The 23,213-nt window shown below is 63.6% G+C and carries 19 protein-coding genes and 1 riboswitch; of the genes, 9 read left to right on the top strand and 10 right to left on the bottom strand.

Annotated elements, in window-relative coordinates; translation table 11 throughout:
* Window positions 1–30: 30 nt before the first annotated feature.
* Window positions 31–228 carry a sulfur carrier protein ThiS gene (gene thiS, locus J2W46_RS29270; RefSeq protein WP_020070630.1) on the bottom strand — a complete coding sequence of 66 codons (198 nt, stop codon included), beginning with the start codon at window positions 226–228 and terminating at the stop codon, window positions 31–33.
* Window positions 229–299: 71 nt separating this feature from the next.
* Window positions 300–1,430: an FAD-dependent oxidoreductase gene (locus tag J2W46_RS29265; RefSeq protein WP_310358573.1), complete on the bottom strand. Its 1,131-nt coding sequence runs from the start codon at window positions 1,428–1,430 to the stop codon at window positions 300–302.
* A gap of 218 nt (window positions 1,431–1,648) precedes the next feature.
* A riboswitch (TPP riboswitch) is annotated at window positions 1,649–1,772 on the bottom strand.
* A gap of 381 nt (window positions 1,773–2,153) precedes the next feature.
* Here J2W46_RS29265 and J2W46_RS29260 point away from each other — a divergent pair.
* From J2W46_RS29260 to J2W46_RS29240, 5 genes are all read left to right on the top strand, one after another.
* Window positions 2,154–3,905 carry an ABC transporter ATP-binding protein/permease gene (locus J2W46_RS29260; RefSeq protein ID WP_020070627.1) on the top strand — a complete coding sequence of 584 codons (1,752 nt, stop codon included), beginning with the start codon at window positions 2,154–2,156 and terminating at the stop codon, window positions 3,903–3,905.
* Complete coding sequence (locus J2W46_RS29255) at window positions 3,902–4,762, top strand: SDR family NAD(P)-dependent oxidoreductase (protein WP_310358571.1); 861 nt, start codon at window positions 3,902–3,904, stop codon at window positions 4,760–4,762. The genes J2W46_RS29260 and J2W46_RS29255 overlap by 4 nt, the downstream gene beginning before the upstream one ends.
* A gap of 218 nt (window positions 4,763–4,980) precedes the next feature.
* Entirely contained in the window at window positions 4,981–5,442 is a 462-nt protein-coding gene (locus J2W46_RS29250) for a hypothetical protein (protein ID WP_310358569.1), read from the top strand.
* Window positions 5,443–5,527: 85 nt separating this feature from the next.
* Window positions 5,528–6,175, top strand: a complete 648-nt coding sequence (locus J2W46_RS29245; RefSeq protein ID WP_310358567.1) for a hypothetical protein — start codon at window positions 5,528–5,530, stop codon at window positions 6,173–6,175.
* An 88-nt stretch (window positions 6,176–6,263) separates the two neighbouring features.
* Complete coding sequence (locus J2W46_RS29240) at window positions 6,264–7,007, top strand: response regulator (protein ID WP_020070623.1); 744 nt, start codon at window positions 6,264–6,266, stop codon at window positions 7,005–7,007.
* A 102-nt stretch (window positions 7,008–7,109) separates the two neighbouring features.
* On the opposite strand, the gene J2W46_RS29235 is transcribed toward J2W46_RS29240, so the two are convergent.
* From J2W46_RS29235 to J2W46_RS29220, 4 genes are all read right to left on the bottom strand, one after another.
* Window positions 7,110–7,751 carry a flagellar basal body L-ring protein FlgH gene (locus J2W46_RS29235; protein ID WP_370687492.1) on the bottom strand — a complete coding sequence of 214 codons (642 nt, stop codon included), beginning with the start codon at window positions 7,749–7,751 and terminating at the stop codon, window positions 7,110–7,112.
* A 93-nt stretch (window positions 7,752–7,844) separates the two neighbouring features.
* The gene (locus J2W46_RS29230; protein ID WP_310358565.1) at window positions 7,845–8,594 is read right to left on the bottom strand and encodes a hypothetical protein; all 750 of its coding nucleotides are present in this window, start codon (window positions 8,592–8,594) and stop codon (window positions 7,845–7,847) included.
* A gap of 3 nt (window positions 8,595–8,597) precedes the next feature.
* Window positions 8,598–8,765 (bottom strand): DUF6726 family protein, encoded by a 168-nt coding sequence (locus J2W46_RS29225; RefSeq protein WP_341807758.1) that lies wholly within the window; start codon window positions 8,763–8,765, stop codon window positions 8,598–8,600.
* Between the two features lie 45 nt (window positions 8,766–8,810).
* The gene (locus J2W46_RS29220) at window positions 8,811–9,002 is read right to left on the bottom strand and encodes a hypothetical protein (protein ID WP_088176485.1); all 192 of its coding nucleotides are present in this window, start codon (window positions 9,000–9,002) and stop codon (window positions 8,811–8,813) included.
* Window positions 9,003–9,472: 470 nt separating this feature from the next.
* Between J2W46_RS29220 and J2W46_RS29215 the strand changes: the two genes are divergently transcribed.
* Window positions 9,473–10,213, top strand: coding sequence for a response regulator (locus tag J2W46_RS29215; protein ID WP_020070618.1), 741 nt, complete (start codon window positions 9,473–9,475; stop codon window positions 10,211–10,213).
* Window positions 10,210–11,535 carry an ATP-binding protein gene (locus J2W46_RS29210; protein WP_204523701.1) on the top strand — a complete coding sequence of 442 codons (1,326 nt, stop codon included), beginning with the start codon at window positions 10,210–10,212 and terminating at the stop codon, window positions 11,533–11,535. The genes J2W46_RS29215 and J2W46_RS29210 overlap by 4 nt, the downstream gene beginning before the upstream one ends.
* A 226-nt stretch (window positions 11,536–11,761) precedes the next feature.
* Here the strand turns inward: J2W46_RS29210 and J2W46_RS29205 are convergent, their stop codons facing one another.
* Window positions 11,762–12,706: a tyrosine-protein phosphatase gene (locus J2W46_RS29205; RefSeq protein ID WP_310358560.1), complete on the bottom strand. Its 945-nt coding sequence runs from the start codon at window positions 12,704–12,706 to the stop codon at window positions 11,762–11,764.
* Between the two features lie 372 nt (window positions 12,707–13,078).
* Between J2W46_RS29205 and J2W46_RS29200 the strand changes: the two genes are divergently transcribed.
* Both J2W46_RS29200 and J2W46_RS29195 read left to right on the top strand, forming a co-directional pair.
* Complete coding sequence (locus J2W46_RS29200; RefSeq protein WP_204523699.1) at window positions 13,079–14,338, top strand: MFS transporter; 1,260 nt, start codon at window positions 13,079–13,081, stop codon at window positions 14,336–14,338.
* A 43-nt stretch (window positions 14,339–14,381) separates the two neighbouring features.
* Complete coding sequence (locus J2W46_RS29195) at window positions 14,382–15,692, top strand: D-amino acid dehydrogenase (protein ID WP_310358555.1); 1,311 nt, start codon at window positions 14,382–14,384, stop codon at window positions 15,690–15,692.
* Between the two features lie 153 nt (window positions 15,693–15,845).
* Here J2W46_RS29195 and J2W46_RS29190 read toward each other — a convergent pair whose 3' ends face one another.
* The 3 genes from J2W46_RS29190 to J2W46_RS29180 form a co-directional block, all read right to left on the bottom strand.
* Window positions 15,846–17,315, bottom strand: coding sequence for a glutamate synthase subunit beta (locus J2W46_RS29190; protein ID WP_204523697.1), 1,470 nt, complete (start codon window positions 17,313–17,315; stop codon window positions 15,846–15,848).
* Between the two features lie 128 nt (window positions 17,316–17,443).
* A complete protein-coding gene (locus tag J2W46_RS29185; protein ID WP_027805038.1) occupies window positions 17,444–22,147 on the bottom strand; it encodes a glutamate synthase-related protein in 4,704 nt (1,567 codons plus the stop codon).
* A 294-nt stretch (window positions 22,148–22,441) separates the two neighbouring features.
* Window positions 22,442–23,149, bottom strand: a complete 708-nt coding sequence (locus J2W46_RS29180; RefSeq protein ID WP_020070611.1) for a transposase — start codon at window positions 23,147–23,149, stop codon at window positions 22,442–22,444.
* Window positions 23,150–23,213 lie beyond the last annotated feature (64 nt).

Genomic DNA, 23,213 nt, shown 5'->3' with positions numbered 1-23,213 from the left:
ATGTCTGGTCTCCTGCAATGCGTGACGGCGTTAGCCGCCGGCCACGGGTTGCACGACATCGAGCTTGTCGCCCGGTTGCAACGCGCGCGCCGCATGCTGCGCGCGTGCGACGAAATCGCCGTTGAGCGCGACGGCGAACGGCGGCCGCGCGCCGTAAGCAGCGAGCGCATCGGCGACAGTCGCGCCTTCTGGCAGCGACAGCGGCTTCTGGTTGATGTGAATGTCCATGATGTTCGAATACGGTTCAGTCGATGGCTAAAGCACAAGCGTGCTGACGGCACTGCGGCACGGTTCGGCGCTCATGCCGGCTCCCGCGCACAATCGTGCTGGAAAAGCTCGCTCCAGCGCGCGCCGCGCTGCCAGTCCGCGAACGCGTCGGCGTTGCCGATGCGCCCGTCCAGCAGCGCCGTCGCGAAGCGCACGGCTTCGTCGGCGACTTCGGGCACGATCATGTAGCCGTGCCGGTAAAGTCCGTTCACCCGCAGCGTCTGCGCGCCGTCCCACAGCAATGCCGGCCGATGATCGGGCAAAGTCGGGCGGCACTGCGAATTCAACTCCAGAATGCGCGCCTCGCCAAAGCCCGGATGCACGGAAAACGCAGCGCTCAAAAGCTCCAGCGCGGAACGCACGCTGACGGGCGACATGTCCTCGCCTTCCACCTCGGTTGCGCCGATCACGTAGAGATCGTCCTGCTTCGGTGCAATGTAGAGCGGATAACGCGGATGCAGCAGCCGCACCGGGCGCGTCAGGTTAATGCCTGGCGCATGCACGCGTGCGACTTCACCGCGAATGCCGCGCAGTGTCGGCAGCACGGGTTTGGCGCCGAGGCCGCGGCAGTCGATCGTGACGCGCGCAGGCGGCAGCGCGCTGTCGCTAACAGGTGTATTCCAGTGAGTCTCAACGCCGCGTTGCGCAAGCCCTGCCGCAAGCGCGCGAAGCACCTGGCGGTTATCGAGCTGGCCCTCGCGCGGCAGGAGCCACCCCTGACTGAAGCGCCCCGCCAGCGCCGGCTCGGCCGCGCCGAGCTGGGCGCCGGCAAGCGTGACAAAGCCGCCGTCCAGCAATTCGGCCGGCGCGTTCGAGCGCACGCGTCGTTCGAACAACGGCGCCTCGGTGCGATCCGCGTGATGCCAGACGACGAGCGTGCCATTGCGCTGAAAGAACACCGGTTCGGGCAGTTCGGCCAGCACTTGCGGCCACGTATCGAGCGAGGTCGCGCCCAATCGAGTGATCAGAAGTTCGGCACTCGCGGCTTCGGCGAGCGGCGCCAGCATCGCTGCGGCGACCCACGCGGCGGCTTGCGAACCGGCTGCGTCGCCGCGCTCATAAAGCGCGACGCGATGCCCTTGCCCGGCGAGCCGCCACGCGACGAGACGCCCGCACAGGCCGCCGCCGAGCACCGCGAAATCGGGTTGTGCAGCGCGGCTCATCGTGCGCACTCCGATCCAATGCAACGCGCAATGGCAACGCAGTGCATGCCGCCGGCGACGTGACAAGGAGCAAGAAACATAACTGAAGAATAGGCGGTCATCGAGTCCTTTCCGTACGGCCAAAAAGAAGCGCGTACCCAGGACGAAACCGGCGGGCAAGGCCGGCCAGGCAATAGCGTGCTTCAATGAAGAACGCCGCCCGGCGGGGAATGGAAGACTGGTTGCTTCCGGAAACTTCCCGCGCCGGTATTACCCGGATCGGGTGCAAAGGGTCTCTCTCAGCCTCGCTGCCGCAGCGTGAAAATCACGCCGCTCAAGTGCGAAGCACCCCTGTTTCGTCGAAGGTCATTAGACCATAAAAGGCGCGGCGCTCGCAAACGAGCGGCGCGCGGCATCGAACGCGCCTTGATCCGGCACCGCCTTGGGCGTCACCCATATCGGCGGCGCGGCGCTCTGGCACAATGCCAGCAGAGATGGCGCAGCGAATGCGGCATGACGCGGGGACTGGCGGCGCAAAGTCGCGGCGACGCAGGCGAAACACCCGCAGCGCGATCACCGCAAAACTCGCGCCGATCATTAATTTTCGCTTAAGGGCTTCGCGCCAGAATCGGCAATCGCACCGGTGGTGCTTGCCGGGTGTCGCCACCGGCACACGCACAAATATTCGCAATGGGCCGGCCTGCGTGGGTCGGCCCGAATGGAACAGCACTCCTCAGGACGCTCATGACAACGAATACATCCGCCAGCCCCGCGCTGCCGCCAGACGAGAAAGTCTCCGCCTGGAGCCTGATCAAGCCCTACTGGGTGTCGGAAGAACGCAAGACGGCGTGGGCGTTGCTTCTCGCGATCATCGTGATGAATCTGCTGGTCGTGTGGATCAACGTCCGGCTCAACCGCTGGAGCGCCGACTTCTACAACGCGCTGCAAACCAAGAATGTGCGCGACTTCCCACATTTGCTGATGGTGTTTTCGGGCCTCGCGTTCGGCTACATCATTCTCGCGGTCTACGGGCGTTACATGCGGCAGATGCTCGGGTTCCGCTGGCGTCAGTGGCTCACCACGCGCTATCTGAACGAGTGGCTGCACGACAGCGCGTTCTACCGGATCGAGCGCGACCGCCTCGCCGACAACCCAGACCAGCGGATCAGCGACGACCTTCAGTCGTTCGCCACCACCACGCTGTCGCTCACGCTCGATCTGCTGTCCACGGTCGTCACGCTGGTGTCGTTCATCACGATCCTGTGGTCGCTCGCCGGCGCGCTGACCATCACGCTCGGCGGCGTTCCGCTGCACATCCCCGGCTATATGGTCTGGGCGGCCGCGCTTTACGCGGTGGTCGGATCGCTCGTGATCCAGAAAGTCGGCCACCCGCTCGTGCCGATCAACTATCAGGCACAGAAAGTCGAGGCGGATTTCCGTTTCGGCCTGATCCGTCTGCGCGAAAACGCGGAGCAGATCGCGTTCTACAACGGCATGGACACTGAGAAGAAAAACGCGCATTCGCTGTTCGGCCGGATTCGCGACAACTGGTGGCAGGTCATGAAGTACACGAAGCGATTGACCTTCGTGCTGAGCTTCTATGGCCAGATCGCAATTATTTTCCCGCTCGTCGTGGCTGCGCCGCGTTACTTCGCGGGCGCCTTCACATTCGGCGTGCTGATGCAGATTTCGAGCGCGTTCGGCACCGTCAGCGATTCGTTCTCGTGGTTCATCAACAGTTACTCGACACTCGTCGAGTGGCGCGCGACCGTGAACCGGTTGCGCGAATTCAAGCGGGTCGTGCATGCGCCGCGTCTGAAGGAATCGGTGTCGCCGGCCACCGCGCACGGCGGCATCAACCTGCATTTCGTCGACGCCGACTCGCTCACCACCGACCGCCTGAAGCTCGCGCTGCCCAACGGCACTCCGCTGTCGCGCATCCGCGATATCGCGATCGAACCCGGCTCACGGTGGCTCGTGCGCGGCCCATCCGGCTCGGGCAAGAGCACGTTGATGCGCGCGCTCGCCGGCCTCTGGCCGTTCGGCGACGGCTCGATAGACGCGCCGGTCAACGCGCGGATGATGTTCATCCCGCAGGTCAGCTACATGCCGATCGGCACGCTGAAGGCTGCGCTCACCTATCCGTCGGCAGCCGACACATATACCGACGACGAATGCCGCGAGGCGCTCGTCACCTGCCATCTGTCGCAGTACGCGGACCGTTTGCAGGAATCGGGGCACTGGACGCGCATGTTGTCGCCGGGCGAGCAGCAGCGCCTTGCCGCGGCACGCGTGCTGCTGCACAAGCCAGACTACCTGTTCCTCGATGAAGCGACGAGCGCGCTCGACGCCGAAAACGAAGCGCGGCTCTATCGCCTCTTCACCGAGCGCCTGCCGAAGGCGGCGATTGTCAGCGTCGCGCACCGCGAATCGCTTGCTGCGTTCCATGACGAGACGCTCGAAGTCGAGCGTGCCAGCGAAGCGGTCGCCGCATGACTTCCGGCAGCGGTGCGACGAGCGGCAGCAACGCGGCTTTCGAGCGCGTCGTACTGATCACGGGCGCGGGGTCGGGCATCGGGGCCGCGCTCGCCCGGCGGCTCTCGGCCCTGCGGATGGCCGCGCAGGAGACAAGCGCCGCGTCGACGACCCCGCCCGCGATCGACGCTCCACGCATTGCGCTGATGTTGCACGCACGCGGCGCCGATCACGAATCGCGTCAGCGTCTCACGCAAGTTGCCGCCGAATGCAGCGCGAATGGCGCGGACTGCGCCACCGTCTTCGGCGACCTCGCCGAGCGAGGCGCAGCCGAACATGTGGTGCATCAAACGCTTGCAAACTTTGGCGCGCTCGATCAACTGGTCGCCAACGCAGGCCACGCGCAGCGCCAAACGTTGCAGACACTCGATCTCGACACGCTGGGCGCGGCCTTCGCAGCGATGCCCGCCGCGTTCGCAGCGCTTGTGAAACGCGCCACGCCGGCACTCGAAACGTCGAGGCGCGGACGCGTGGTCGCGCTCAGTTCATTTGTCGCACACCGCTATCGCGCCGACGCGCCATTCGCCGCCACGGCGGCCGCCAAGGCCGCGCTGGAATCGCTCGCGAAAACCGCCGCCGCTGAACTCGCGCCGCATGGCGTGACCGTGAATTGCGTGGCCCCAGGCTATACGCGCAAGGATCGCGGGCCGAGCTCCGACAACGCCACAGTGTGGACGCACGCAGCCGAGGCGACGCCGCTTGGCCACATCGCCGAGCCGGCCGACGTCGCGGCGCTGATTGCCTTTCTGCTTTCCGACGAAGCGCGTCACATCACCGGCCAGGTGATTCACGTCGACGGCGGTTTGACCCTGGGTTGAACCACCGGGTTGAACGAGCGACGCGAGCGACGCGAGCGACGCAATCATCGCGCGGGCCGCACAAACGGCAAGATCCGGAAACACGAAAGAACAGTTCGAAAGCATTTGCGAAGCGGGCGAGCTTTTCCGCCCTTTGAAAAGAGCCGACAACAGCGACGATAGTCGTGCGAGCCGTCCCCGCGGCCCGCAGTCATTCACTGCTAACGGACTCTTCGCTCATGTCACTCGATCGCCGCTCTCCTCATTTCACTCACCGCCTCACGCTTGCTCTCGGCACGGCCATGCTGCTCGCGAGCGCCGCGCAAGCAGCACAAACCACGCCGCCGAACGAGCCGGCTGACGTGTGCCCTGCGCTCAAGCACATCGTCGAGGCGTCCGATTTCAAGCAGTTGCATACGCAACCGGCCGCACAACTGCCGGGCGTCGCAAGTGCGGAAGATTGCCGCTCCAACGCGCACGCTTACGACTGCCACTGGCGCGCGCACTGGCAGGCCGACGGAGTGGTCAACGATCCGCTCCAAGAAATCGGCGCGGACATCGCCGCCTGCTTTCCGAACGTCGTGCACGACGTCAATACGCCGACACGCCAGCACTTCGTCGTCACGACCGCCGAGCGACGCGTCAACGTGACGGCGAGCGTGCAAGGGCAGAACGAATTGCGTCTGCGCGTCACGCGCTAGGCGTCGGGACCATGCGCGTCTTCCTGCGTCTCGCGCAGACGGTCGATCTCTGTTGTTTGTGCTCATCGCCACCTGGCTCTGCTTCATGACCTTCCTGCCTGGCACACGCGCTCACGCTAACGCCTTCACGCGAGTCCCTCGTGCGGCCTGGGTCAGGTTGCGGCGGCCGAGCGCAAAGCTGGTCGCCTGTACCACGCTGACAGTGGGACTGAACGGCTGCGCATGGACGCTGATCCAGGCAGCCGACGCCACCGGCTCCGTGATCCAGGCGGGCTATGCGATTGCCGCCAACTATTCGTCGCCGACCTTCGTGAACGGCCGTCCCGCCGATGTGCGACATGTCTGCATCGAAGTGAATCAGACGGTGTCGGTGGGCGACTTCGTGCCGGCGCTGCAACTTGCGCTGGACCGGCGCGGCATTCGTTCGGATGTCTACAATCCCGGCACTTCGCCCGCCGGCTGCGAGGCGCGCCTCGTCTACAACGCCGCGATCGACTATGGCCGCCGTTCGTTCAGCGACGAGTCGATCCAGTACCTGTCGATCATCGACTTGACGCTCGTGCAGAGCGGCCGCGTCCTCGTCACCGCGCGCTATCAGACGGGCGGCCTGAACACCGACCGTTTCTCTTCGGCGTCGACCAAGCTCAATGGCCTCATCGACAAGATGGTCGTCGATCAGACCGACTTCAGCCGCCAGACGCTGCAAACGGTTCAGACTTCGCAGGTCAATTGAACCGCGCTCATTGTTTGTCTTACTCAGGAAAGGTTTGGAAAGCATCAACCGCTTTGCTGCGCTCGCGCCGATCACTAAGATGATCTGAATGAACCAATCCATTCTGGTCGTCGACGACGACCCCGTCGTACGTGAGCTCGTCAGCCAGTATCTGGAAGGGCGCGGCTTCAAGGTCGCCACGCTCGAGCATGGCATGGCGCTGCAGCGCAAGCTTCAGGACGAGCGCCCGGCGCTGATCGTGCTCGACATCATGATGCCCGAGCTCGACGGCATCAGCGCGCTGCGCGCGTTGCGCGTCGCGGGCGACGATATTCCCGTGATCCTTCTCACTGCTCGCGCGGATCCGATCGACCGCGTGATCGGTCTCGAACTCGGCGCGGACGATTATCTCGGCAAGCCGTTCGAACCGAGTGAACTGGTGGCGCGCATTCGCACCGTGCTGCGGCGTCGCGGCTCGGTTGCGCCGAGCGCACCGGAACAGCGCGCGCCGTATCGCTTCGGCCGCTTCGAAGTCAACTTCCCGGCGCGCGAACTGCGCCTCGACGGCGAGCGCATCACGCTGCGTTCGAGCGAATTTGCAATGCTGAAAGTGTTCGTCACGCACGCGATGACAGTGCTCACGCGCGCGCAGTTGCTCGAAAAACTGCACGGCAATAGCGAGGCGCATCGCAACCGCAGTCTCGATGTGTCGATCTGGCGCTTGCGCCGTCTGATCGAGGTCGATCCGTCAGAGCCGCGCTATGTGCAAACGGTGTGGGGGCGCGGCTACGTGTTCGTCCCGGACGGCGAGATCGGCGCGGCTGAGCGCGGCCCAACTGCGCTTTCACAGTAAGCGTGACAAGCGCCGCAGCGACACAAGATTGGACTCAAGCACGGCGCGGACATAACCGAAAGGCGGCGCGGATAAAACGCGCCGCGTTGCGCCGCGCCCGCTTCAGAAAGTCAGCACGCTAAGAAACATTCGCTGCAGCCAACCCATGGTTGTCGCATCGGAGAGCATCCCCACGCCTGCCTGTTCGATACGTGCATTTGCGACCTTGCTCGAAGCCACGTAGTTACCTGCTTCGATATCCTTAGGATTGATGACGCCCGACAGACGCAGGCGGTCACGGTTGCCGCTCATCGAAATGATCTTTTCACCGGACACGACCAGGTTGCCCGTGGGCATCGTGCCGATCACTGTGACGGCGAGCGTCCCGGTCATGCCGCTCGCGTCGGTCAGGCTGCCCTGCCCTTTGAACTCGGTGCTTGCGGAGCCGACGTTGAAGAGTCTTGCGAGCCGCGCGGCGGCTCCGGTCGAATGATCGGCGGCATCCGCGGTGATGCTGCTTGACCGGCTTGCCGCTGCCGTCGAACTATTGTTGCCGCTATATGACTCCGACAGGCGGATCGTGAGCACGTCGCCGATGTGCTGCGCGCGCGGCGTCTCGTACAGCACCATCAGCGTGCCGGCCTGGTAGATCGCGCCCTGTGTGTTGACGTTCAACGGCGCGGACACGAGCGGCGGCGCCATCGGCGTTTCGACGATCGACTTCTGTCCGCCGGCGCAAGCCGATAGAGCCACCACCGCGCACATCGCCGCGGAAAAACGAAGCTTAGGCATTGTTTTACTCCCTGGCCTGATCGGCCTCATCTTCGAGTGGATTGGCTGTCAACGGCGCATGGCGCCTCAACCGGCTTCCGCATCGCTTGCCTGCCACTGCCGCACGACCGACTTGACCCACGCGTCGGAACCCTTCAGCAGGTAAGTCAGCGTGCCGTTGCGAGTGCCGGGCAAAAAACACAACGTGATCGAACTCACCGCGTTTTCCCATACGTAGACCGGCAGCGCGCCTGGCGCCGACACGTTCTGCGTCGCGTGACGCGGCGGGCCGTAGCGCTCCGCTAGCGCCTCGCGCAAATCCTCGGCGGTGACTTCGTCGATCACGAACGAGATTTCGTACAGACGCAGCGCGCTTTGTTCTTCGCTCCGGCCGTCGCTTCTACTGTCGCTTCGTCCCCCGATACGCGCGAAGCGCAGCACGTGCTCGGACGCCGGCGCGCCATCGACCACCGCTTGCGACAGCGCCCAACCGTTGTCGTCGCGATGTGCCCAGCGGCACGCGACTGTCAAACTCTCGTGCGACTTCAGCCGCATGCCGAGCACGCCCGCCTGCACATCCGTCTCGCAGACCGGCACGCTGCCGACCGGCGTCGCGCGCACCTTCGAGCCCGCGCGGAATTCGTCGAGCGTGATGCCAAGCGCAATGCCGCGGAAAGCGAACGGCGTGTCCTGCGCGCGCCGCCGCGCATCGAACAAAGCGTCCTTCGACGCGGGAGCCGCCGCGCTCGCTTCGCGCGCCGCCGGTTGCGCCGGCACGGTCAGCGAAAACGTGCTGCAAACCAGCGCCAACGCGCAGGCAATCCGTTGGGGAGTCATGATTCAGTCGATCGCGGATGAACACATGTCGAACGGGCTGGCCGCCGCATGGCCGACGACCGGGATGATTTTCAGCGTGGCTGACGTGAGCCGGCAGGGCAGCGCGGCAACGGCGCAGCCGCCGAGCGGCAACAGCACCGCGCCGAGCGCGAGCCACACAGCGGCGCGGATGAAACGCGCAAGGATTCTCGGAGTCGACACGCGGGCCTCGGCAGATCAGGCCGTCGTATTGACGTGGTGACCGACGAGGCCCGCGGGCGCCGAAGGCTGCGGCTGCGTTGCGGAAGCCGTGGTTTGCGCCGCGCCGCCGGTACTTGCGGAATTGCCTGCAGACGTGGGCTTTTCCGTCGTTTTGGTGGGCGCGACTGCAGGGAAGTGGGTCGAACTGAGGTTGCCTGGAACGGTCATGATGAGCCTCGCATGGTTTGGCGGAATGTCGGTCTTGCGCCGTCTATGCCGGACAGGGCCGTTAAGCTCTTGCGGCGTGTGGCGCTACGTATTGCAGGACGAATCTTCGCGCCGCCGTGGCCCTGGCGATGCACGAAGAAAGACGCGCTTTCCGGCGGTTCTTACGATCGGTTTCGAACGATTGCCACTACTTCCCGGTGTGCGCAAACTGTTTCCGGAAAGCGGCCTGCGGCATGAGAACGCCGTTCGACGCAACGCGCGACGTTGGCGACCGCGTGCTCATCGCGGCTGCCAGCCGCGTTGCCAACTGCATTGCCAACTGCGTTGCCAAATATGGCAGTGGTGAAATATGCTGTGAGCCTTGGGTGACGGGACTTACGCGCCAACGCGCCGATTTTGCGCAGCGCCGGGTAAGCATTGGTAAGAAAACAGTCGGCCGCGCGTTGCGCGCGTCAGTCTAGAATTTCGCCATGAATCCACAGGTCCTTATCGTCGACGACGATCCGGTCGTACGCGATCTGCTTTGCAAGTTCTTGCAGTCGAACGGCTTCGACGCGTCGGTGCTGCATGACGGCACCCATCTCCAGCGCAGACTCGAGCGCGAACGGCCATCGGTCGTCGTGCTCGACATCATGATGCCGAACACCGACGGCCTACGCGCGCTTACCGCGTTGCGCGCCGCCGGTGACGACATTCCGGTGATCTTCGTCACGGCGCGCGGCACAGTGGCGGACCGCATAGTCGGGCTCTCGCTCGGGGCAGACGACTATCTGACCAAGCCGTTCGATCCGCGTGAACTGCTCGCGCGCATCCACACCGTTCTGCGCCGCCGCGGCCCTTCAACCACCAGTGCACCTGAAGCGCGCAAACCGTACAAGTTCGGTCCGTTCGAACTGGACTTCGCCACGCGCTCGCTGTCGCGTGCGGACTCGAAGCTCCCGTTGCGCGACAGTGAGTTCGCGCTGCTGAAGATCTTCGTGAACAATCCCTATAAGGTGTTGTCGCGCGTGCTGATTCACGACCTCGTGCATCGCGACAATCTCGCATTCCGCGACCGCAGTCTCGACGTGCCGATCTGGCGGCTGCGCCGCGTGATCGAGGACGATCCGTCCAATCCGTGCTATGTGCAGACAGTGCGCGGCAAGGGTTACGTCTTCGTGCCCGACGCAGACGGCACACCGTTCTCCGACGAGGCCGCCTCGAACGCATGAGAAACCCGCTGAACACGCTGTTCGGCAGAATGGCGTTGCTTTCGACGGCGGTGCTCTTCGCGATTCAGGCCGGCTGGTTCGTTCTCGTGGTGATGCAGCCGCCGCGTCATGAAGTCGACGGCTTTGCGCGCGGCCTCGTGCTGGTGCTGCAGGCGATCAACGGTGAGCCGATCAAGGGCGCCGCCCTCGCGCCCGCCATGCGCGTGCATCTCGTTCCGACCTGGAACATGCCGCCGAGCATCCATCTGCACGAACCGACGGAACGTCTCGTCGCCGACCTGGCGCGGCGCCTGCGTGACGATCTCCCGCCCGGCACGAAGATCGCCGTCGACGACCTACGTCCGCCGCAACTGTGGGTGCTGTTTCCCGGCAAGTCGAACTGGGTGGTGCTGCCGGTCGACCTTCCGCCGCCGCCGCGCTTTCTGATCGAATCCGTTTCGATGCTGGCCGCCGCGCTCATCCTGTCGCTCTTCGCGGTCTGGCAGATGCAGCGGCCGCTGTCGCGCGTCGCCGATGCCGCGCGTGAGTTCGGTTCGGGTGTGCGGCCACAACCCGTCACAGTGCAAGGTCCGCGAGAACTGCGCGATCTGATCGGCTCGTTCAACGACATGATGCGGCGGCTGAACGAAGCCGGCGACGATCAGGCCGTCATGCTCGCCGGTGTCGCGCACGACCTGAAAGCGCCGCTCACGCGCCTGAAGTTGCGCGCGAGCGTGCTGGTAGAGGAAAGCGAACGTGCGGGCTTGATACGCGATGTCGACTCGCTGACGAACATCGTCCAGCAGTTTCTCGAATTTGCCGGCCAATCCGCCGACGCGGGGCCTGCAGTAGAGGTCGACGAGTTCCTGCGCGAACAGTTTTCCGCGAGCGACGGCTTCGCCGAACACGCGGACAGCGGCGACGGCATGGACAGCACTTCCAGCGCCGGGGAGACGCCGCTCTTCGCGCTCCATCTGCGCGCCGGCCCGTCGTTTACGCTGCCGCGCACGCTGCTTGACCGGCTCGTGACGAACCTCGTCGATAACGCTTTGGAACATGGCGCGCCGCCCGTCGACATCGCCACCGAACGCGGCGACGGATATTGGCTCATTCGAGTGCGCGACCATGGCGCGGGCATTCCTGACGAGCGCATTGCCGCGGCGATGAAACCGTTCGTGCGGCTCGACGCCGCGCGCGGCGGCGAAGGCCATTGCGGCCTCGGCCTTGCAATCGTCGCGCGGCTTGCGCACGACCGCGGCGGACGTTGCCATGTACGCAATCACGCGCAAGGCGGTTTGGAGGTATGTATCGAACTGCCGGCGGCGTCTGCTGCGACCGTATAAGGCGCAGGCTTTTGCTGCGAATGAGCGCCGCGACCGATCCGCTTACGTCACCTTACCGGATCGTCTATCGCGTGGCCGGCGGCCGTATAGTCGGCCCCGGCAACCTCGATGCCGCCCTTCTCAGTCCGCCCGCTTGTTCGGGGCGGATTTTTTTTGCCCACGGTTTGATGCGTGCGTTTTATGCGCGGATTTGTCCGGCCCCAGCGAATGACTTTCCCTGCGCTCTTCAGGCGACAAGCCGGCCGCGCAAACTCTCGATAGCCGACTCCGACACGCCAAGGCCTTCGGTCAGATAGCGCGTCATCGTGCCGTAGCTTGCCTGCACCTGATCGAAGCCCGCCTGCAGATAGCTTTCCTGAACGCCGAGCAAGGGCTCCTGGATCGCGGCGAGCGCGTCGCCGTCCTGCGCACGCAAAGTCTCTTTCTGCGACCTGATCGCCTGTGCGCGATAGACGTTGCTCAGCAGGTAGTCCTGCATGATGACGTCGAGCGGCACGTTAGCAATGCTCTGCAACAACGCGGCAACCCAACCCGCGCGATCCTTACCGGCGTTCGAATGGAACAGCTGCGCGCCCGCGCCATCGGCCAGCTGACGTAGCAGCGCGCCGTAGTTCGCCCGTTGCGCGGCGCCGGTTACATAGGCGCGAGCCTCGGACTCCATGAAAGCCGCCGCGCCGCCCGCAGAATTGAAGGCGGGCGTGATGAAGTCGCGAGCGCCAAGTACGTTCAACGTCTGAGATACGGTGGCACGCGGCAGGATATCGGCCGTCCGCTCGATCTCGCCCGGCGTGCGCAAATCGAAGATGCTAGCAATGCCGAGACTTTCGATTTCGGTCTGGTCGGCCACGCTGAGCGCGAGCACGTTCGCGCGAAAGAACACGCCTCGGCGCATCGTTTTGCCGTCGGCAGTTGGATAGCCTGCGGCGGCGCCCGCGACATCGCGGAAATTGTCGACCGAGGCCAGTCGCGGCGTCTCGCCCTGCTCAGTATCCAGGTTGCCGCCGCCGCACGCGGAGAGCAGCGAAGCGCCGATACCGGACGCTAGCAGCACGCTTGCGGAACCCTTCAGGAACGTCCGGCGCGACCCGCTCGCGGCAAGTTGGCGCGCGGGCACGGCCACGTGCGCAAAGTGGCGGCGAGGCTCCGGGCAGATTTTCGCGGTGGCGGACATTAGGCGATCAGATGTGGCAGGCGCGAGTGTGAGCAGACAATGTGCAGCCGATGCGCTGCGTGCGCAGTGTAACGGTGTTCATTATCTTTTTGGTTACGGCGTATTAGTTCGTAAGCAACGGCTTTCGCGAGCTTTCGCCATCTTGCATGCATCGGCTGGTATGCCGTCCGGCGCGCCCTCGCCGGATCCGTTTCTTTCGCATCTCGTCTGTTGTCCGCTGCTTACCCGTTGTTGCCATGATTGCTGCGATGTTCGCTGCGATGTTCGCTGCCAATTTTGACCACAACTGGCCGCATGTTGCCTCGTCCCCGTAGAATAGAAACACCTCCCACGAGCCGCCGGCACACAAAAAACCAGGAGAACACAACAAACATGCCTTCTCTCCAATGGTTCACCGAACTGACGCAGCGGGAACGCCGCACCCTGTACGCCGGTTTCGGCGGCTATGCGGTCGATGCGTTCGATTTCATGATCTACTCGTTCCTCATTCCGACGCTGATCGCGACTTGGGGCATGACCAAAAGCGAAGCGGGCATGATCGCCACGAGTTCGCTTATCTCGTCGGCGTTGGGCGGCTGGCTCGCCGGCATTCTGGCCGACCGGTACGGCCGCATCCGCGTGCTTCAATGGACGATCGCCACCTTCGCGTTATTCACGTTTCTGTCGGGCTTCACGCATTCGTTCTGGCAGTTGCTCACCACACGCACCCTGCAAGGAATCGGCTTCGGCGGTGAATGGTCGGTCGTGACGATCATGATGGCCGAGACGATCCGCTCGCCGCAGCATCGCGCGAAAGCCGTGGGCACCGTGCAAAGCAGCTGGTCGTTCGGCTGGGCGGCGGCGGCCATCGTCTACTGGGCATTTTTTGCGTTGCTGCCCGAACAGTATGCGTGGCGTGCGTGCTTCTGGATCGGTCTGCTGCCCGCCGCCTGGATCATCTACATTCGCCGCAACGTCAGCGACCCCGACATCTATCTGCAGACGCGCCGTGCACGTGAGAGCGGCTTCGAAACTGCGCATTTCCTGCAGATTTTCTCGGGGCCGCACTTGCGCATCACACTGCTTGGCAGCGCGTTGTGCACCGGCATGCTCGGCGGTTATTACGCGATCACCACGTGGCTGCCCACCTATCTGAAGACCGTGCGTCATCTTTCCGTGTTCAACACGAGCGGCTATCTGATCGTGCTGATCGTCGGCTCGTTCACCGGTTATATCGTGGGCGCGATCTTGTGCGACAAGATTGGACGGCGCGCGTCCTTCATTCTGTTCGCGGTCGGCTCGTTCGTGCTCGGCATGGTCTATACGATGCTGCCGGTCACCGACGGCATGATGCTTGCGCTCGGATTTCCACTCGGCATCGTCGTGCAAGGGATTTTCGCGGGCGTGGGCGCCTATTTGTCGGAGCTTTATCCCAATGCGATTCGCGGCTCCGGGCAAGGCTTCTGCTACAACCTTGGGCGCGGCTTCGGCTCGTTCTTTCCGATTCTCGTCGGCACCCTTTCGCAGGGCATGTCTCTGGTGAAGGCAATGGGCATTGTCGCCGGTGCGGGTTATCTGCTCGTGATCGTCGCCGCGTTGTGCCTGCCAGAAACCAAGGGCAAGGTGCTCGGCACGGCCAGTCCCGCCGCCTGACTTTGCCGTTGATTTCTGGCGCTGATTCCTGCCCACTAAGCACATGAAAACGATTGTTCTGGGAGGCGGCGTGATCGGCGTCGCGACCGCTTTCTACCTGCGCCAGCAAGGCTGCGAGGTCACGGTGATCGAGCGGGAGCCGGACGTCGCGCTCGCCACGAGTTTCGGCAACGCGGGCGTGATCGCACCCGGCTACGTGACGCCGTGGGCCGCGCCGGGCATGCCGACGAAGATCCTCAAGTACCTGTTCAAGCCAGCGTCGCCGCTCATCTTCCGTCCTACCCTTGACCCGGCTCAATGGCGCTGGATCGCGCGCTGGTTGCGCGAATGCGACCTCGAACGCTTTCGCGTCAACAAACAGCGAATGCAGCGCATCGCCTATTACAGCCGGGACTGCCTGCACGAATTCCGCAGCCGTCATCCGTTTGATTACGGGCGCAGCCAAGGGTATCTGCAACTGTTTCGCAGCGAGTACGACCTCGAACTCGCGCAACCGGCACTGGCTGTGCTGCGCGACGCGGGCATCGCATATCGGGAAGTGAACCCCGCGCAATGCGTCGATATCGAGCCGGGTTTGCGCTGGGCGCGCGCGACTCCGGTGTCGGGTATTCATCTTCCCGACGACGAAGCCGGCGACTGCGCCCGCTTCACGCGCGAATTACGAGCTATCTGCGAGCGCCACGGCGTGCGGTTTCGCTTCGACACGCGCGTGACATCGATCGAAGTGCGCGGCGGTGCGGTCCGCGGTGTGCGTGTGGAAAGTGAAGCCGGTGGACGACCGGACGGTGCAAACGGTGCAAACGGTGCAACTGGCGCCGCTGAAATCGTACAGGCCGATAACGTCTTGGTGGCGCTGGGCGTCGACAGTGCGGCGCTGCTTGCGCCGCTCGGCGTAAAAGTGCCGCTCTATCCGGTGAAGGGATATTCGGCAACGCTTCCCGTGATCGATGATGAGAAAGCCCCACGGGCGGCGCTTATGGACGAGTCGCTCAAGACAGCCATCACGCGCTTCGGCAACAACCTGCGGGTGGCGGGCACGGCCGAGTTGGGCAACCGGCAGACCACGCTGCGCGAGCAGGCGCTACAAACGCTGATGAAAGTGCTGGATGACTGGTTTCCGCATGCCGCCGCGCCGACGTCCGCACACTTCTGGGTGGGTCGCCGCCCAATGACGCCCGACGGCGCACCATTGCTCGGACCTTCGGGCATCGACAATTTGTGGCTCAACCTCGGGCACGGCTCGACGGGCTGGGCGATGTCGATGGGCTCGGCGCGGGTGGTCGCCGATCTGATCACGCAGCGCAAGCCGGAGATCGATCTCGACGGGCTTACGTTGGCGCGTTATGGGAAGTGACGCGGCGAGCTGAATCACAAGCAGCACATATGAAAAAACCGGGTCACCCTGTCGGGTGCCCGGCTCTGTTTAACCGCTTTGATGTGCCTTCTGACGTGCCGCTTCGTGCACCGCTTAACGGACGACGTCGTTGCGGCAAACCAGCGGCGACGTTTAGCGCGGCAGGTCCGAATGCCCCATCAGGAAAGCGTCGACCGAACGTGCGCACTGACGGCCTTCGCGAATCGCCCACACGACGAGCGACTGGCCGCGGCGCATATCGCCGGCAGTGAACACCTTGTCCACCGACGTGTAGTACGCCTTGTCACCTTCGGTGGTGGCCCGCACGTTGCCGCGCGCGTCCTTGTCGACGCCGAAGGCTTCCAGCACAGGTGACACCGGTTGCGTGAAGCCCATGGCGAGCAGCACGAGGTCGGCCTTCATTTCGAACTCGGAGCCCGGCACTTCGACCATCTTGCCGTCCTTCCATTCGACGCGCGCCGCAATCAACTTCTCGACCTTGCCGTTTTTGCCTTCGAGGCGCTTGGTCGCGACAGCCCAATCGCGCGAACAGCCTTCCTCATGCGACGACGACGTGCGCAGCTTGATCGGCCAGTACGGCCACACGAGCGGCTTGTTCTCTTCTTCCGGCGGTTGCGGCAGCAGTTCGAACTGCGTGACGCTCTTCGCGCCGTGACGGTTCGACGTGCCCACGCAGTCCGAACCGGTATCGCCGCCGCCGATCACGACGACGTGCTTGCCCTTGGCAAGCAGCTGGTTCGGGACTTTGTCGCCGGCATTGACCTTGTTCTGCTGCGGCAGGAATTCCATTGCGTAATGGATGCCTTCCAGTTCGCGGCCCGGCACCGGCAGATCGCGCGGCGTTTCCGAACCGCCGGCTACCACGACCGCGTCGAAGTCTTCCTTCAACTGGTCCGGCGTGATTGTTTCCTTTGCGGTGTTGCCGATGTAGGCCGGCAGCGAATCGGCCTTACCGACGAACACGTTGGCGCGGAACGTCACGCCTTCGGCTTCCATCTGGCGCATACGGCGATCGATCAGCCACTTCTCCAGCTTGAAGTCGGGAATGCCGTAACGCAGCAGACCGCCGATGCGGTCGTTCTTCTCGAACACCGTCACATCGTGACCGGCGCGCGCGAGTTGCTGAGCGACCGCCAGACCGGCAGGACCGGAACCGACCACGGCAACCTTCTTGCCGGTCTTATGCTTCGGCGGCAACGGCGCGACCCAGCCTTCGGCCCATGCCTTGTCGATGATCGCGTGTTCGATCGACTTGATGCCGACCGGGTCGTCGTTAATGCCGAGCGTGCACGCCGCTTCGCACGGCGCCGGGCAGATGCGGCCCGTGAACTCCGGGAAGTTGTTTGTGGAGTGCAACACCTCGATCGCCGTCTTCCAGTCCTGTTGGAAAACCAGGTCGTTGAAGTCCGGAATGATGTTGTTCACCGGGCAGCCGTTGTTGCAGAACGGAATGCCGCAGTCCATGCAACGTGCGCCTTGAACCTTCGCTTCGTCGTCGGTGAGTGCGGCGACGAATTCCTTGTAGTGCTTCACGCGTGTGAGCGGAGCTTCATACGCCTCGTGGCGGCGCTCGAACTCGAGAAAACCGGTTGCCTTGCCCATGTGGTTCTCTTCTCTATCTGTATCTAGGGGGTGATCTGAACCCGCCGCAGCGCGCCGTTGAACGGTCGCGCGCGGCAGGTACGGCTAAAGGTGACGTCTCTGTGCGAAAGCAGTCGAGCGGTCTGCGCTCAGGCGGCGAGAACTTCTTTATTCGCCTTCTTCGCTGCCATCTCGCCCAGCGCGCGCTTGTACTCGGTCGGGAACACCTTCACGAATTGACGGCGCGACGCGTCCCAGTTTTCGAGCAGCGCTTTTGCACGCGGCGAGCCCGTGAACTGGAAGTGACGTTCGATGAGACCCTTGAGCAGCGCTTCGTCGGTCGTGCCGGCGTGCCACAGGCTCTTATCGACCGTGCGCTCCTGTTCGGCCTGCTGCAGAACCGGCTCGAGCGCAACCATCGACTTGTTGCACTTGCCCGCGAACGTGTTGTCCGGGTCGTACACGTAGGCGATGCCGCCCGACATGCCGGCCGCGAAGTTACGGCCGGTTTCGCCGAGCACGATGACCGTGCCGCCCGTCATGTATTCGCAGCCGTGGTCGCCTGTGCCTTCGACAACCGCCGTCGCACCCGAGTTACGCACGCAGAATCGCTCGCCTGCCACGCCGCGGAAGAACGATTCGCCTTCGATCGCGCCATACATCACCGTGTTGCCGCAGATGATGTTCTCTTCCGACTTGCCGCGGAAATCGTTCGTGGGACGGATGATGATGCGCCCGCCCGACAAGCCTTTGCCGACGTAGTCGTTGCCGTCGCCGACCAGATCCAGCGTGATGCCCTTCGCGAGGAACGCGCCGAAGCTCTGACCCGCAGTACCCTTCAACTGGATGTGAATGGTGTCGTCGGGCAAGCCGTCGTGGCCGTATTTCTTCGCGATCGTGCCGGACAGCATCGCGCCGACCGTACGATTGACGTTGCGCACGGGCTGGATGAACGACACGTGCTCGCCGTTCTCGATGGCCGCCTTCGCCTTCTCGATCAGCGTGTGGTCGAGCGCGCGGTCCAGACCGTGGTCCTGGTCTTCCACATGCTTGCGCGCGACTTCAGCCGGCACTTGCGGCAGATAGAACACGCGCGAGAAGTCGAGACCCTTCGCCTTCCAGTGCTCGATGCCCTTCTTCGTGTCCAGCAGTTCGGCGTGACCGATCAGGTCATCGAACTTGCGAATACCCAGTTGCGCCATGATTTCGCGCGCTTCTTCCGCAACAAAGAAGAAGAAGTTGACGACGTGTTCCGGCTGGCCCTTGAACTTGGCCCGCAGCACCGGATCTTGCGTCGCGACGCCGACCGGGCAGGTGTTCAGGTGGCACTTGCGCATCATGATGCAGCCTTCGACGACGAGCGGCGCCGTCGCAAAGCCGAACTCGTCGGCGCCGAGCAGCGCGCCGATCACGACGTCGCGGCCGGTCTTCATCTGACCGTCGGCCTGCACGCGGATACGCCCGCGCAACTGGTTCAGAACCAGTGTCTGCTGCGTTTCGGCGAGACCGAGTTCCCACGGCGTACCGGCATGCTTGACCGACGACAGCGGCGACGCGCCGGTGCCGCCGTCGTGGCCTGCGATCACGACGTGGTCGGCCTTCGCCTTGGCGACGCCCGCTGCGACCGTGCCGACACCGGATTCCGACACCAGCTTCACCGACACGCTAGCCGCCGGATTCGCGTTCTTCAGGTCGTGAATGAGCTGCGCCAGATCTTCGATCGAGTAGATGTCGTGGTGCGGCGGCGGCGAAATGAGACCGACGCCCGGCACCGAGTAACGCAGCTTGCCGATGTACTCGGACACCTTGTGGCCCGGCAACTGGCCGCCTTCGCCCGGCTTCGCGCCCTGCGCCATCTTGATCTGGATCTGATCGGCCGAGGCGAGGTATTCCGCCGTCACGCCGAAGCGGCCCGACGCGACCTGCTTGATCTTCGAGCGCAGCGAATCGCCTTCCTTCAACGGAATGTCGACAATCACCTCGTCGCCGATCACGGACTTCATCGTGTCGCCGTTCTTGATTGGAATGCCGCGCAGTTCGTTGCGATAGCGGTTTTCGTCCTCGCCGCCTTCGCCGGTGTTCGACTTGCCGCCAATGCGGTTCATCGCAACCGCCAGCGTGGCGTGCGCTTCCGTGCTGATCGAGCCGAGCGACATTGCACCGGTGGCAAAACGCTTGACGATCTCCTTCGCCGGTTCCACTTCGTCGAGCGGAATTGCCTTGGTCGGGTCGAGCTTGAATTCGAACAGACCGCGGAAGGTCATGTGACGCCTGGTCTGATCGTTGATCAGATGCGCGTATTCCTTGTACGTCTGATACGAATTGCTGCGCGCCGAGTGTTGCAGCTTGGCGATCGCATCCGGCGTCCACATGTGTTCTTCGCCGCGCACGCGGTACGCGTACTCGCCGCCTGCGTCGAGCATGTTCGCGAGGATCGGGTTGTCGCCGAACGCGTCGCGGTGCAGACGGATCGCTTCTTCCGCAACGTCAAAGAGACCAATGCCGCCGACCTTCGACGAGGTGCCCTTGAAGTACTTCTGCACGAGATCTTCAGCAAGGCCGACTGCTTCGAAAATCTGCGCGCCGGTGTACGACATGTAGGTCGAAATGCCCATCTTCGACATGACTTTCTGCAAGCCCTTGCCGACTGCCTTCGTGAAGTTGTAGACGGCCTTTTCCGGCGACAGGTCGCCCTTCAGGCCGGCTGCGAGCTGGCCGAGCGTTTCCATTGCCAGGTACGGGTGCACGGCTTCCGCGCCGTAGCCGGCCAGCAGCGCGAAGTGGTGCGTTTCGCGCGCGGAGCCGGTTTCGACGACGAGACCCGTGCTGGTACGCAAGCCTTGCTGCACGAGGTGCGTGTGGATGGCCGCCGTGGCGAGCAGCGCCGGAATCGCGACGTTGTCGCGGTCGGTCTTGCGGTCGGACACGATCAGCATGTTGTAGCCGGACTTGACGGCGTCGACAGCTTCCGCGCACAGCGACGCGAGCCGCGCCTCGATGCCTTCCTTGCCCCACGCGACCGGATAGCAGATGTTCAGCTCGTACGAGCTGAACTTGCCGCCCGTGTACTGATCGATCGCGCGGATCTTCGCGATGTCCTTGAAGTCGAGCACAGGCTGCGACACTTCGAGACGCATCGGCGGGTTGATGTTGTTCGTGTCGAGCAGGTTCGGCTTCGGACCGACGAACGACACGAGCGACATCACCATGTTTTCACGGATCGGGTCGATCGGCGGGTTCGTGACCTGCGCGAACAGCTGCTTGAAGTAGTGATACAGCGTCTTGTTCTTGTTGGACATGACCGCGAGCGGCGAGTCGTTGCCCATGGAGCCGACCGCTTCTTCGCCGGCTTGCGCCATCGGCGCCATCAGGAACTTGAGGTCTTCCTGCGTGTAGCCGAACGCCTGCTGGCGATCCAGCAAAGCAGCGGCTTCGCGGCGCTCGGTCGCGACGTCTTCGGCCTTCGGCTCGATCTCGTCGAGCTTGATGCGCACGGCGTCGATCCAGCTCTTGTACGGCTTCGCGTTCGCGAGGTTGTCCTTCAGTTCCTTGTCGTCGATGATGCGGCCGTGTTCCATGTCAATCAGGAACATCTTGCCCGGCTGCAGGCGCCACTTCTTGACGATCTTCGACTCGGGGATAGGCAGCGTGCCCGCTTCCGACGCCATGATGACGAGGTCGTCGTCGGTGACGATGTAGCGCGCCGGACGCAAGCCGTTACGGTCGAGCGTCGCGCCGATCTGGCGGCCGTCGGTGAACGCGATTGCAGCGGGGCCGTCCCACGGCTCCATCATGGCGGCGTGGTATTCGTAGAACGCGCGGCGGTTGTCGTCCATCAGCGTGTGCTGTTCCCAGGCTTCCGGGATCATCATCATCATTGCGTGGACGAGCGGGTAGCCGGCCATCACCAGCAGTTCGAGACAGTTGTCGAACGAGGCAGTGTCCGATTGGCCCGGATAGATCAGCGGCCAAAGCTTCGGCAAGTCGTCGCCGAGCACGTGCGACGCGATCGCGCCGGTACGCGCGTTCAGCCAGTTGACGTTGCCCTTCACCGTGTTGATTTCGCCGTTGTGGGCGATCATCCGGTACGGGTGAGCCAGTTCCCAGGCGGGGAACGTGTTGGTCGAGAAGCGCTGGTGCACGAGCGCGAGCGCCGAAACGGTGCGCTCGTCCTGCAGGTCGCGGTAGTACACGCCGACCTGACCCGCCAGCAGCAGTCCCTTATAGACGACGGTGCGCGCCGACATGGACGGCACGAAATATTCCTTGCCGTGCTTGAGCTTGAGCGCCTGAATGCGGTGGCTCGCGGTCTTGCGGATCACGTAAAGCTTCCGCTCCAGCGCGTCGGTCACCATGATGTCCTTGCCGCGGCCGATGAAGATCTGGCGGATCAGCGGCTCGCTCGCCTTGACGGTCGGCGAAATCGGCATGGTGTGATCGACCGGCACATCGCGCCAGCCGAGCACCACCTGGCCTTCGGCCTTCACCGTACGCTCCAGCTCCTGCTCGCAGGCGAGACGCGACGCGTGTTCCTTCGGCAGAAACACCATGCCGACGCCGTATTCGCCGAACGGCGGCAACGTCACGCCCTGCTTGGCCATTTCCTCGCGATAGAAACCGTCCGGAATCTGGATCAGGATGCCGGCACCGTCGCCCATCAGCGGATCCGCGCCGACGGCGCCCCGGTGATCGAGGTTCTCGAGAATCTTCAGGCCTTGCTCGATGATCTCGTGGCTCTTCTTGCCCTTGATGTGGGCGACGAAGCCGACGCCGCAGGCGTCATGTTCGTTTTGCGGGTCGTACAACCCTTGGGCGGCGGGTACCGGGTGAACCGGTTGCTGGCGATCGTTCATGGGGACACCGTCTGTGAGGGGCCGACAGGCCGTTAAACCGTTTTTCTATTGCCGCACGTGCACACCCGCAACGGCTGAGACGCCTTTGACGCTGCAACGTACACAGTTCAAAAACGCCGGAATTCGGAATATACGCGACGAATCAATGGAATAGCAAATAAAACGTTATGGTCGATCCCTAATTATCAGTTTGGTGCATTGCGGGTATTTTTTATTGGTGCCATATCAAATATGGGCAAAATAAAACGGCATGTCGTGATGCCGTTTGAAAGACAAACAATTGATTCGATTCGCTTATTGCGCCTGCGGAGTCTCCCGGACCTTGCGAGGCCGACCACGAGGCAGCGGCGATACGCGCCGGTTCGCCGCCCGGGCCGCCCATTCACGGTACGTGTCGCTGCCGAGCACCCAGCCTTTTAGCGTGGCCTGCTGAAGCTGGCTTGCCTCTCGTTCGTCGAGCGGCTGCTCGCACAACTCGCGGTACGCGCGCTGCCGCTCGAACGGCGTATTGCCGAGCGACCAGTAGAGCGGATGGTCGGTGATCAGGCTGTCGAGCGTGAGACCGATGTGATGACGGTAACTCGACCACCGGTAGTCTTCTGGCGCGCTCGCGAGCTGCATGCGCACCGGGCACATTTCGACGACGCGGCTCGCCAGCAGAAAATACCGCTCGCCCTCGATCACCGTCGCGCGATAGCGACCTTCCCACAACGTGCCGCGTCGCGCGTAACGGCGGTTGAAGTGCGCCACGTAGCGGCGCCCGACCGCCTGCATCGCTTTCGGCAGGCTCGACTCCTCCGTTGGAGTGACAAGCAGTTGGACCGCGCCCGGCATCAACGCATAAGCGTGGATCGATAAGTGATGATCGCGCGAAGCCGCTTTCATACAGTCGATGAAGAGTTCGTAGTCCTGGTCGTCGACGAACGCAGGCTGCTGATCGAGTCCGCGGAGGATGACGTGCTGCGGCTGGTCAGGAACATAAAGACGTGCAAGCCGTGCCATGCTGAAGTATCCGATAGTCGCGTTGGTACATACCCGAAGGTCCAAAGAGCCGCATGCGCCGGAG

The sequence above is a fragment of the Paraburkholderia strydomiana genome (assembly GCF_031456815.1).
Classification (GTDB): domain Bacteria; phylum Pseudomonadota; class Gammaproteobacteria; order Burkholderiales; family Burkholderiaceae; genus Paraburkholderia; species Paraburkholderia caledonica.
Note: the sequence above shows the minus strand (reverse complement) of the source record. Positions and strands in the feature narration are given on the sequence as shown.

What these genes read in the sequence shown, in the direction of transcription:
- J2W46_RS29230 (WP_310358565.1), bottom strand. Translation starts at nt 8,594, where the DNA reads ATGACTCCCCAACGGATTGCCTGCGCGTTGGCGCTGGTTTGCAGCACG.
- J2W46_RS29245 (WP_310358567.1), top strand. Translation starts at nt 5,528, where the DNA reads ATGACCTTCCTGCCTGGCACACGCGCTCACGCTAACGCCTTCACGCGA.
- J2W46_RS29195 (WP_310358555.1), top strand. Translation starts at nt 14,382, where the DNA reads ATGAAAACGATTGTTCTGGGAGGCGGCGTGATCGGCGTCGCGACCGCT.
- J2W46_RS29190 (WP_204523697.1), bottom strand. Translation starts at nt 17,315, where the DNA reads ATGGGCAAGGCAACCGGTTTTCTCGAGTTCGAGCGCCGCCACGAGGCG.
- J2W46_RS29235 (WP_370687492.1), bottom strand. Translation starts at nt 7,751, where the DNA reads ATGTGCGCGGTGGTGGCTCTATCGGCTTGCGCCGGCGGACAGAAGTCG.
- J2W46_RS29180 (WP_020070611.1), bottom strand. Translation starts at nt 23,149, where the DNA reads ATGGCACGGCTTGCACGTCTTTATGTTCCTGACCAGCCGCAGCACGTC.
- J2W46_RS29260 (WP_020070627.1), top strand. Translation starts at nt 2,154, where the DNA reads ATGACAACGAATACATCCGCCAGCCCCGCGCTGCCGCCAGACGAGAAA.
- J2W46_RS29220 (WP_088176485.1), bottom strand. Translation starts at nt 9,002, where the DNA reads ATGACCGTTCCAGGCAACCTCAGTTCGACCCACTTCCCTGCAGTCGCG.
- J2W46_RS29240 (WP_020070623.1), top strand. Translation starts at nt 6,264, where the DNA reads ATGAACCAATCCATTCTGGTCGTCGACGACGACCCCGTCGTACGTGAG.
- J2W46_RS29200 (WP_204523699.1), top strand. Translation starts at nt 13,079, where the DNA reads ATGCCTTCTCTCCAATGGTTCACCGAACTGACGCAGCGGGAACGCCGC.
- thiS (WP_020070630.1), bottom strand. Translation starts at nt 228, where the DNA reads ATGGACATTCACATCAACCAGAAGCCGCTGTCGCTGCCAGAAGGCGCG.
- J2W46_RS29185 (WP_027805038.1), bottom strand. Translation starts at nt 22,147, where the DNA reads ATGAACGATCGCCAGCAACCGGTTCACCCGGTACCCGCCGCCCAAGGG.
- J2W46_RS29255 (WP_310358571.1), top strand. Translation starts at nt 3,902, where the DNA reads ATGACTTCCGGCAGCGGTGCGACGAGCGGCAGCAACGCGGCTTTCGAG.
- J2W46_RS29265 (WP_310358573.1), bottom strand. Translation starts at nt 1,430, where the DNA reads ATGAGCCGCGCTGCACAACCCGATTTCGCGGTGCTCGGCGGCGGCCTG.
- J2W46_RS29205 (WP_310358560.1), bottom strand. Translation starts at nt 12,706, where the DNA reads ATGTCCGCCACCGCGAAAATCTGCCCGGAGCCTCGCCGCCACTTTGCG.
- J2W46_RS29250 (WP_310358569.1), top strand. Translation starts at nt 4,981, where the DNA reads ATGTCACTCGATCGCCGCTCTCCTCATTTCACTCACCGCCTCACGCTT.
- J2W46_RS29215 (WP_020070618.1), top strand. Translation starts at nt 9,473, where the DNA reads ATGAATCCACAGGTCCTTATCGTCGACGACGATCCGGTCGTACGCGAT.
- J2W46_RS29210 (WP_204523701.1), top strand. Translation starts at nt 10,210, where the DNA reads ATGAGAAACCCGCTGAACACGCTGTTCGGCAGAATGGCGTTGCTTTCG.